Below are 10,001 nucleotides of genomic sequence, written 5' to 3'. Positions count from 1 at the left end.
ACCACTGGTCAGCTCGTCCCGCTCCAGCAGAACAACGTCGGTCCAGCCAAGCTTGGCAAGATGGTAGAGAATCGAACAACCGACAAGACCACCTCCGATAACAACGGCCTGTGCATGGGTCTTCATTGGGCTTTACTCCTGAAAATCTGGGCGCGGTCCGGTTACCGCCCGTTGCAGGAAATTCAGCCACAGGTTGGGGTCAGCTTATGCTCTGTTCCCGACGCGAAATGTCGGGAATGGATCGCAACTGGCCGGAATTGACTTTCATCCGGCCAGCGCGCGTTTCACTTAGTAAGGCGCTTCGACGTCGTTCATCGAGACATAGACTGTCTTCATCTCGCTGAAGTGGTTGATCGCCAGCTTCGAGTTTTCGCGCCCGACACCCGACATTTTCGAGCCACCGAACGGTGCCTCGACCGGGGCGAGATTGTAGGTGTTGATATAGCAGGTGCCCGCCTCGAACCCGGCCACGATGCGGTGCGCGCGGGTCAGGTCATTGGTGAACACCCCGGCAGCCAGCCCGAATTCTGTGTCATTGGCACGGGCTATGACTTCTTCTTCGGTATCGAAATCCAGAACCGACATGACAGGGCCAAAGATTTCTTCGCGGGCGATGGTCATATCATCGGTTACATCGGCAAAAACGGTTGGCTGCATGTAGAACCCATCACCTTCGATCCGTTCACCGCCATAGACCAGCCGTGCGCCTTCGGCCTTGCCCTTTTCGACATAGCCCAGCGCGATATTCATCTGGTTTTCGCTGACCATCGGCCCAAAATTGACCTCTTCGTCCAGAGGATCGCCTATTTTTGCGGTTGCCAGACGTTCGGACAGGCGGTTCAGGAACGCCTCTTTGATGCCTTTCTGTACAAACACGCGGGTCCCGTTCGAACAGACCTGCCCCGAAGAATAGAAATTGCCCAATATCGCGCCCGACACGGCGTTTTCGATATCGGCATCGTCAAAGACGATCATCGGGGATTTGCCGCCCAGTTCCATGGTGACGTGCTTCATGCCATCTGCGGCGGCGGCATAGACCTTGCGGCCTGTGGGCACTGAGCCTGTCAGTGAAACCTTGGCCACACGCGGATCGGTTACCAGCGAGGCACCGACATCGCCATAGCCCTGAACCACGTTGTAGACGCCTTTGGGCGCGCCAGCCTCAATCAGGATCTCTGCCACCTGCAACGCGGAGAGGGGTGTGGTTTCAGACGGCTTGAACACCATCGTATTGCCGCAGGCCAGCGCCGGGGCGCCTTTCCAGCAGGCAATCTGGGTCGGATAATTCCACGCCCCGATCCCGACGCAAACACCCAGCGCCTCGCGGACGGTGTAAACAAAATCACCGCCGCCCAGCGGAATGTGTTCTCCTGTCAGCGATGCAGCCAGCCCGCCGAAATATTCCAGCGCATCGGCCCCGCTTGTTGCGTCCGCCACCAGCGTTTCCTGAAGCGGCTTTCCGGTGTCGTGTGTTTCGATGATCGACAGTTCGCGATTGCGTACGCGCATGATGTCGGCAGCCCGTCGCAGGATGCGACCACGTTCCGTTCCCGACATCGCCGCCCATTCGGCCTGAGCTGTTTTCGCACTTGTTAGAGCCTGTTTAACAATCTTCGGTGTCGCGGAATGCAGGCGCGCGATGACCTCTCCGGTTGCGGGAAAGATCACGTCAATCGGCTGACCGCCGGTATCTTCGACATATTCTCCGTCGATGAAATGGCTTCCGCTGGGCTGAAACTTCATGCCGGTTCCTTTTCCTTGAATACGGCCGCATCCGGCCGGTTTTGTACCGTCAATTTGTGCGTATCGATTATTGATTGACTAGTCAATAAAGCCGTATTGGCAGCGATAATCCGCCATGAACACTAGTGGTTCTCTTGAAAATTTTACTCAAATGTTCTACATATGTTCTCAACGAGCGGAGAAACATATGATGACCCACTCCTTAAACAGATCGGCCTTGAACGGTCCCAGCAATGATTACCACTTGCTTCCCGTGACCGAAAAGCAGATGCGCTATGCCCGCGCGATAGCCGAAAAATCGGCGCTTGAAATCCCGGTTGAAGCGCAGCGGGATCGCAGAGCTTTGTCCAGCTGGATATCGGCCCACAAGCCGCAGGACACATCGCCCTTTGCCAACTACCCAACCGGCAGGCAGGTTGCCTTTGCCGAACGTATCGCGCGCATCAAACGCCGCCCGGTTCCGTCAGAGTGTTTCCGCGACAAGCACCTGATGTCCGAGTGGATCGACCGCAACAAATAACGCGCGACTGTCGTCAGGATTGGCGGTGCGTGCGACCGTAAAGCCCAACGGCAGCAGCCACAAACAGGCCAAGCAGAATGTACCCTGTGATCGCCTCGGCAACCGCAAGGGCACGGCATAGGCCCAATGGCCGCAAATCACCAAATCCCACGGTGGTGAAGGTCACGTACGAAAAGTACAGAACATCCATCGGACCTTTGGCCCCTACGACGCAGATATCGGAGTAACCGTATGATCCGTAGACTGCCGCAAACAGAAACGGGACGACCTGAATAAAGGATATTCCCATCAGCAGCAGTTGCCGTTTGGGCGACCTGACCTGCGTCATGTAATACCAGGTCTGTGAAAACAACCAGATCGTCAGCCCGATCGTTGCAATGGCGCCAACGGTATCACCCGCAGCAGCCTCACTTAGGTGGGACAGCGCGTAATAGGCCAGAAAACTGACCAGAACGAGGCCGAGCGCGGCCAGCAAGGTCGACTTCCATTCTTCGAGCGTTGTCGGATCCTGTGGCATGTTCGTTCCCAAAAGCTGCGGCTGGCCCCGATCATCCAATGCTGAAGCCCGTGCCGCAACCCCTTATGAAGACGCGCTTATTGACTGCCCAGATGCTCTTCGCCACGGGCGCGCGAAAGGCCGATCTGCTTTTGACGCTCACGGAAGCGCATTTTGTCCTGCTCCGAGGTTTCGTGAACGCACAGATGGCACGAAACGCCATGCTCGTATTCCGGTTTCAATTTGTCTTCGGGCAGGATCGGGCGACGGCAGCCATGGCACAGCTCATGCGGGCCTTCGACCAATCCGTGGCCGACCGAAACCCGGTTGTCGAAAACAAAACACTCGCCTTGCCAAGTGCTTTCCTCGGCGGGCATCTCTTCGAGGTATCTCAGAATACCGCCTTTGAGGTGATAGACATCCTCGACCCCCTGACCCAGCAGGAAGTTGGTGGATTTCTCGCAGCGGATTCCGCCTGTGCAGAACATTGCAACGCGCTTGTTGTGAAAGCGGTCCTTGTTTTCCTCCCACCAGGCGGGAAATTCCCGAAAACTCTCTGTTTTAGGGTCTATTGCATCCTCGAACGTGCCGATCGCAACCTCGTAATCGTTGCGCGTATCGATGACCACAACATCGTCCGAACGGATAAGTTCGTTCCAGTCCTGCGGCTCGACATAGTGCCCCACGCTCGCGCGCGGATCGACATCCGGCTGGCCCATCGTCACGATCTCTTTTTTCAGCCGCACTTTCATTTTGCCGAAAGGGGGATGATCCGAGGTCGCTTCTTTCCATTCCAGATCCGCACAGCCCGGCAATGCGCGGATGTGGGCAAGTACCGCATCAATCCCGATACGCGGTCCCGCAATCGTGCCGTTGACCCCCTCATGCGCCAGCAGAAGGGTGCCTTTAACCGAATTCTCGGCGCACAAAGCAAGCAGAGCAGGTTTCAGCGCAGCGGGATCTTCGAAACGGGTGAAGTGATAGAGAGCGGCAATAGTATACATGCGCGCGATCTAGCGTCAGGCGGGCAGAGTCGCAAGGGACACGATTGACGCGGTTGGCGGTCCGCCCTACCGATAAGGCAAGATACAGGAGACCGCCATGACCCACGCCCTGCTTGTGATCGACGTTCAGAACGATTTTTGCCCCGGCGGTGCGCTGGCCGTGCCCGGCGGAGACGAGATCGTCGACACAATCAACGCCATGATGGACGGGTTCGACGCCGTGATCCTGACGCAGGACTGGCACCCGGCAGGGCATTCTTCTTTTGCCAGCTCTCATGCAGGTAAAAACCCGTTCGATCAGGTTCAGATGCCTTATGGCCCGCAGGTTCTGTGGCCCGACCACTGCGTTCAGGGATCAACCGGTGCGGCGCTGCATTCGGGTCTGCGAACCGATGGCGACCTGATAATTCGCAAGGGCTTTCGCAGCGGCATCGACAGCTATTCGGCGTTTTTCGAAAATGACCGGACCACGCCAACCGGATTGGAGGGGTACCTGCGCACGCGGGGAATAGACCGACTGACGCTTGTCGGGCTGGCCACCGATTTCTGCGTCCACTTCTCGGCGGTGGACGCCGCTAGATTGGGGTTTGACGTCACCGTGAAAACGGATGCATGCCGGGCGATTGATCTGGACGGTTCGCTTGCGGCGGCAACAGAGGCAATGCAGGCCGCAGGTGTTCATCTGGCTTGAACAGCGGTCACAGGATGCCTGCCGACACAAGGAACTTGATCAGAACAAATAGGACCACGGCCAATCCAAGGGCGAACCCGATCCTCCAGACGACGGTAGGCCGTTCCGGCTGAGCCTTTTCAGGTAGCTGTTGCGGTGTCGCCAGATCAGGCAACGCAGCGGTCAGCGGCCTTGTTTCCTTGATATTGCGGAACAGCTCTGCAAAGTCGAACTCCCCGCAATATTCACCCCGCAACTGCGTTTTCCTGATATTTGCAAACAGCCTGCGGAGGATCCGGATGCGTTCAGGCGCGTCATCCGCCGGAAAGAACCCGCAAGGAACCCCGCTGCCAGAGGTATTCAGCCTGAAACCGGCATCAAGGAAAATCTGCCGGATATTCGGAGACGCAGCACGCAACGCATCCGCGGTCTTAACATCGCGGAACAATGCAGTCGGCACACCTTCAGCTGTTTTTGCAGGCACGTTTTCCTTTGCGATATCCGCGCCTTCATTGCCTTCGTATGTGTCGTCAGGTGCAATCGTTACTATATCAAAGTCGTACTTGAGACCCATTCACCAACTCAACATTCTATTCCATCCCACCACCTCAACTAGAGGTGAAATCTTAACTCATTATGCCGGTATTGTGTCGTGACAACGGCATTGTCACCAAATCGGCCACTCTTGCCATTCATCGTCGCGATTGATCTAACAACGGAAATGGCAGGAGCTTCACATGGTCGACATTGCGACGCGTGTCTACAACCACAAATGGAAGATCGACCCTATTGTCCGGTCTTTAATCGACACGGATTTCTACAAACTCCTCATGTGCCAGTCAGTGTTTCGAAATAAACCCCAAACGGACGTGGTTTTTTCACTGATTAACCGCTCGAATCACATTCCATTGGCGGAATTGATCGATGAAGGCGAATTGCGCGAGCAACTGGATCATATCCGTTCGCTCAGCCTCAGCCGCGGTGAAAGCACGTGGCTGCGTGGCAATACGTTCTACGGCAAGCGCCAGATGTTTCGGCCTGATTTCATGGAGTGGTTCGAAAACCTGCGCCTGCCGCCGTATCACCTTGAACGCAAAGGCAATCAGTACGAACTGACCTTTGAGGGCAAATGGCACGAGGTCATGTTGTGGGAAATCCCGGCGCTGGCGGTCCTGATGGAACTGCGGTCGCGGGCCGTGCTGAACGAAATGCGGCGCTTCGAGTTGCAGGTGCTTTATGCCCGGGCCATGACCCGCGTCTGGGAAAAGATCGAAAACCTCCGCTCGGTTGAAGGACTTGGCATCGCGGATTTCGGCACCCGGCGGCGGCATTCCTTTCTGTGGCAGGACTGGTGTGTACAGGCGATGATCGAGGGATTGGGAACGTCTTTCACCGGAACCTCGAATTGCCTGATCGCCATGCGGCGCGAGGTTGAGGCGATCGGCACCAATGCACACGAGCTGCCCATGGTCTATTCAGCACTGGCCGAAACCGACGCGGAGCTCGCCCAGGCCCCTTATGACGTGCTGAGCGACTGGCACGAGGAACATGACGGCAATCTGCGCATCATCCTGCCGGATACCTATGGCACACGGGGTTTTCTGGATCGCGCGCCGGACTGGCTGGCTGGCTGGACCGGCATCCGTGTGGATAGCGGCGACCCGGCGACTGGCGCCGAGATCGCCATCGACTGGTGGAAGTCCCGCGGTGAAGACCCGAAACAAAAGCGCATCATCTTCTCGGACGGGCTTGATGTGGACAAGATAAAAGAGCTTCACACCCAATTCGCACATCGAACCAAGGTGTCTTTTGGTTGGGGAACGCTTCTGACAAATGATTTTCGTGGGCTTGTTCCTGAAGACCGTCTTGCACCGTTTTCCCTCGTCTGCAAAGCCATCTCGGCCAATGGGCGGCCTACAGTAAAGCTGTCTGACAACCCGGAAAAGGCAATGGGGCCGGAAGGTGAAATCGAACGCTATAAGCGTGTTTTTGGCGTGGGCAGCCAGGTTCCTATCGAGGTTGTCGTATAAGGGGGGCCACGCTTGGTTTAACAGGGCGAGTCATTTCGCCCTTATTCCTCCAGCTTGCGGCCATCGTCTGTACCCAGTTCAAAACCCCAAAGATATTTCATTTCGCAATGCGCTGCGCGGTATTCTGTGGTTGTGCCGTGAAACAAAGATGTGCAGGAAGCGCTAAGCAGACACGTAATCGCACCTCTGCATTTTCTTTCGCCTAGCAACTCCCAAAACTCCAAGCGCGCCCAGCAGCAAAAATACCGTACTAGGAAGTGGTACAGGGGCGACTTGAGACAGCGAAGTTAGCTGTGCAACAAAATGGTCAGTTGGTATGATGCTACCTGTAGCCCGGCCAGCAAAGTAAAAAAACGCATTGTTGTCAAAATCAGATAGCGTCAAACTATTAGGCAAACTTGTGGAATTGTAGAGAGAGAGGTTTGAGCTAGTGAGAAAAACCTGAGATTCGACAATACCGTAATTAAGTCCGGTGCCCGCGTCTCCATTGCCAGTCGCTGATGTATTAACAACCAAATTGAAACCGTCCCCGGTACCAGCAACATCATTATATGTCTGAATATTGTTTCCGGGGGAAGACATGGTTACCCCACCAAACGAAGCGGTCAGGTTTGTCACGGCTGACTGATAGTTTCCGACAGTTGCAGTGGTTGAACTTGGCAATTCGGTAGGATCGTAAGTGAAATGACCGCTGACCAGTGATCCAACTCCAAGACCAATCGATCCAAGCTGTCCAATTCCATCATTTAGGTTGCTGACAGTGGCCGTAAAATGAAACGTCAAAGCTCTCGCGGTTCCGGATGAAAATACTATTAACCCAACTGCAATTAAGGCTGCAGAAACTGTACTCTTAAAATTCATGTCCCCCCCTAACGACGCGTAATAGCATCAAGTGAAATTGTGAATATTGCCCTATGTTTTGTCAAGAACGCGCCAATTTGCGCGAACAAATGGGTCAGGGTTTCACCTGAGAGTTGCTAAATATTTCTCCAAATCAACACTGCGCCTAAATGCTATGCCTACTTGCTCCCCTATACGTTATGCGGGAAACAAGCCGGACTTCCCGTTGGCTTCGGCTGGATGCAGGTGAAAGCGCTAGACAGCCTCAATTTGAGGACCGGCCCGCGCAGGGCTCGGGGGCTTTCTTTTGGATCAGGTAGCAGCCCCCAGACGCCAAGAAGCAAGTCAGAACTTTCTTCCAAATAAGTAGAAGGCTGGTGTTGCAGAACTGACGGGCACAGACCTTTTTGTTGGTTTCTGCCGTATGTCGGCAAGGTAAGTATCAACGGGGCCTGAACAGGCCGGGTATCAACGAAAAAACGGGGGATGCAGAAAGGTCGGTAGAAAACCGTTTGTTTTTCAGCATCTTAGGGAAAGATTTGGTGCCCAGGAGAGGACTCGAACCTCCACGTCCATACGGACACTAGCACCTGAAGCTAGCGCGTCTACCAATTCCGCCACCTGGGCAGGTGTCGTGGAGGGGCGTTTAAGCCTATGGGCGGGGGGCGTCAACCAGATTCGGAATGTTTTTTGAAAGTTTTTCGATGACCTCGGCGACCTGCCCTGGAAGGCCATGGAATCCTGCCGGAAAATGCATGCGATTGAGGGATGCGCGGCGTTATTGCGCCTTGTTCGGGCCTCGCTTGAACGGTACATCGTACCGAGACCCAGAAAGCAGGAGCCCTTCTCATGTCCAAACTGGTCACGATTTATGGTGGATCGGGATTCGTTGGCCGCTATATCGCAAGGCGGTTGGCAAACGAAGGGTGGCGCGTTCGGGTTGCGGTTCGGCGCCCCAATGAGGCGATGTTCGTCAAGACGTACGGTGTTGTTGGCCAGGTCGAACCCGTTTTGTGCAATATCCGTGATGATGCTTCGGTCGCGTTGGCGATGCAGGAAGCGGATGCGGTGGTCAATTGTGTCGGCGTCCTCAACGAACTTGGCAAGAACGGGTTTGATGAGGTGCAGACCGACGGGGCCGAAAGGATCGCAAGACTTGCGTCCGAACAGGGCATCAAGCGGATGGTCCATATCTCGGCAATCGGCGCTGATGTCGATGCGGCAAGTGACTATGCCCGCACGAAAGCCGGGGGTGAGGCAGCAGTACGCAACTATATGCCCGATGCCGTGATCCTGCGTCCGTCGGTCATTTTTGGAACCGAGGATCAGTTTTTCAATCGCTTTGCCGGTATGACGCGCTTTGGACCGTTTTTGCCTGTAGTCGGAGCGGAGACGAAGTTCCAACCGGTTTTCGTGGACGATGTCGCCCGGGCGGCGGTCAAGGGTGTTCAGGGTAACGCGGCACCCGGTATTTATGAACTGGGCGGCCCCGAGGTCAAATCCTTTCGGGCGCTGATGAATCAGATGCTTGAGGTGATCCACCGCCGCCGGGTTGTCATCGGGCTTCCCTTCTGGGTGGCGCGGATCATGGCGAGTGTGCTGGATATCGCCAAGTTCGTCAGCTTTCAGCTTTTCCCGAACAACATCCTGACCCGGGATCAGTTGAAAAATCTGCGCAATGACAATGTTGTATCCGAAGGCGCAGCTGGGTTTGCCGAACTGGGGATCGAACCTGCGACGATGGAATCCATACTGCCAGAATACCTTTGGAAGTTCCGTCCTGCCGGTCAGTACGACGACATTCAGAATTCGGCTGGCAACCTGCGGATCTGATCAACTGTAGGCAATTGCCAGCAGAACAATGCCCAGGATCACACGGTATATCACATAGGGCGTAAAGCTGACGCTTCGCAGCAGGCGCATCATCAGGCTGAGTGCCAGCAATGCCGAGATAAACGAGAACATGGCGGCGATAGCGCCGTCACGAGCCACTTCGGTATTCGCGTTGACTGCAACATCGGCCCCGAGCAACACGCCGGATGCCAGAATCGTCGGAATGGACATCAGCATCGCCAGCCGTGCGCCGTCTTCGCGGTTGTAGCCCAGCTGACGGGCTCCGGTAATCGTTATGCCTGAGCGGGATGTACCGGGGATCAATGCCAGAATCTGCCACAGCCCCATGATAAATGCGTCTTTTGGCCCCCAATCACCCGCCTGTTTTGTTTGCGGGCCTTTCTGATCCGCCCAATAGAGGACAAGCCCGAACACCAGCATCGTCCAGCCGATGACCTTGATGGACCGCATGGCGTCGCTCAGCCCGGTAAAGTGGAGTATGGCACCAGCGATAACCGTAGGGATGGTGGCGATGATCAAACCCATCGCAAGTCGGGACTGGGTGGTATCAAGTCGTCCGCTCAGCGCACGGGGCAATCCGATCAGGGCTTGTTTCACGTCGGACCAGAAATAAAGGATAACCGCACCCAGCGTTCCGACATGGACGGCTACATCGATAATCTGACCCTGATCATCCAGCCCTGTCAGGCTGGGAAGCAGGATCAGGTGACCCGAGGACGAAACCGGCAGAAATTCGGTGATACCCTGAATTACTGCCACGAGAATCAGTTGAAAGAGACTCATCTGCCCTGCCGCGCTGCCGTCATGTGTTGTTGTTTTCCATGGGTATAAGTGACTTGAGGAA

General features: G+C 55.4%; 11 protein-coding genes and 1 tRNA gene. 4 read left to right on the top strand and 8 right to left on the bottom strand.

What is annotated here, in order from left to right; genetic code table 11:
- The coding region (locus ACR0NW_RS19565) for an FAD-dependent oxidoreductase (protein WP_480791896.1) at window positions 1–126 on the bottom strand (126 nt) is incomplete at its 3' end.
- 162 nt (window positions 127–288) lie between these two features.
- Entirely contained in the window at window positions 289–1,743 is a 1,455-nt protein-coding gene (gene betB, locus ACR0NW_RS19560; protein ID WP_480452460.1) for a betaine-aldehyde dehydrogenase, read from the bottom strand.
- A 190-nt stretch (window positions 1,744–1,933) separates the two neighbouring features.
- On the opposite strand from betB, the gene ACR0NW_RS19555 reads away from it, so the two are divergent.
- Window positions 1,934–2,263 (top strand): hypothetical protein, encoded by a 330-nt coding sequence (locus tag ACR0NW_RS19555; RefSeq protein WP_170654922.1) that lies wholly within the window; start codon window positions 1,934–1,936, stop codon window positions 2,261–2,263.
- A 13-nt stretch (window positions 2,264–2,276) separates the two neighbouring features.
- Here the strand turns inward: ACR0NW_RS19555 and ACR0NW_RS19550 are convergent, their stop codons facing one another.
- Together ACR0NW_RS19550 and trhO are read right to left on the bottom strand one after the other, a co-directional pair.
- The gene (locus ACR0NW_RS19550; protein ID WP_170654925.1) at window positions 2,277–2,780 is read right to left on the bottom strand and encodes a potassium channel family protein; all 504 of its coding nucleotides are present in this window, start codon (window positions 2,778–2,780) and stop codon (window positions 2,277–2,279) included.
- A gap of 77 nt (window positions 2,781–2,857) precedes the next feature.
- Entirely contained in the window at window positions 2,858–3,763 is a 906-nt protein-coding gene (trhO, locus tag ACR0NW_RS19545; RefSeq protein WP_480452461.1) for an oxygen-dependent tRNA uridine(34) hydroxylase TrhO, read from the bottom strand.
- Window positions 3,764–3,860: 97 nt separating this feature from the next.
- Here trhO and pncA point away from each other — a divergent pair, with 97 nt between their 5' ends.
- A complete protein-coding gene (gene pncA, locus ACR0NW_RS19540) occupies window positions 3,861–4,454 on the top strand; it encodes a bifunctional nicotinamidase/pyrazinamidase (protein ID WP_480452462.1) in 594 nt (197 codons plus the stop codon).
- 7 nt (window positions 4,455–4,461) lie between these two features.
- On the opposite strand, the gene ACR0NW_RS19535 is transcribed toward pncA, so the two are convergent.
- The gene (locus ACR0NW_RS19535; protein ID WP_480452463.1) at window positions 4,462–5,007 is read right to left on the bottom strand and encodes a hypothetical protein; all 546 of its coding nucleotides are present in this window, start codon (window positions 5,005–5,007) and stop codon (window positions 4,462–4,464) included.
- 163 nt (window positions 5,008–5,170) lie between these two features.
- Here ACR0NW_RS19535 and pncB point away from each other — a divergent pair, with 163 nt between their 5' ends.
- A complete protein-coding gene (pncB, locus tag ACR0NW_RS19530; protein WP_480452465.1) occupies window positions 5,171–6,463 on the top strand; it encodes a nicotinate phosphoribosyltransferase in 1,293 nt (430 codons plus the stop codon).
- Between the two features lie 162 nt (window positions 6,464–6,625).
- On the opposite strand, the gene ACR0NW_RS19525 is transcribed toward pncB, so the two are convergent.
- Both ACR0NW_RS19525 and ACR0NW_RS19520 read right to left on the bottom strand, forming a co-directional pair.
- Window positions 6,626–7,324, bottom strand: a complete 699-nt coding sequence (locus ACR0NW_RS19525) for a VPLPA-CTERM sorting domain-containing protein (protein ID WP_480452467.1) — start codon at window positions 7,322–7,324, stop codon at window positions 6,626–6,628.
- 519 nt (window positions 7,325–7,843) lie between these two features.
- A tRNA-Leu gene (locus ACR0NW_RS19520) sits at window positions 7,844–7,930 on the bottom strand.
- Window positions 7,931–8,152: 222 nt separating this feature from the next.
- Here ACR0NW_RS19520 and ACR0NW_RS19515 point away from each other — a divergent pair.
- On the top strand, window positions 8,153–9,136 hold the full coding sequence (locus tag ACR0NW_RS19515; protein ID WP_480452468.1) for a complex I NDUFA9 subunit family protein: 984 nt from the start codon (window positions 8,153–8,155) through the stop codon (window positions 9,134–9,136).
- Here the strand turns inward: ACR0NW_RS19515 and ACR0NW_RS19510 are convergent, their stop codons facing one another.
- On the bottom strand, window positions 9,137–9,940 hold the full coding sequence (locus ACR0NW_RS19510) for an undecaprenyl-diphosphate phosphatase (protein WP_480452470.1): 804 nt from the start codon (window positions 9,938–9,940) through the stop codon (window positions 9,137–9,139).
- Window positions 9,941–10,001: the final 61 nt, after the last annotated feature.

Source organism: Ruegeria sp. CF5 (assembly GCF_056537325.1).
The sequence above is the reverse complement of the archived record's forward strand: the minus strand, read 5'-3'. Positions and strand labels throughout refer to the sequence as shown.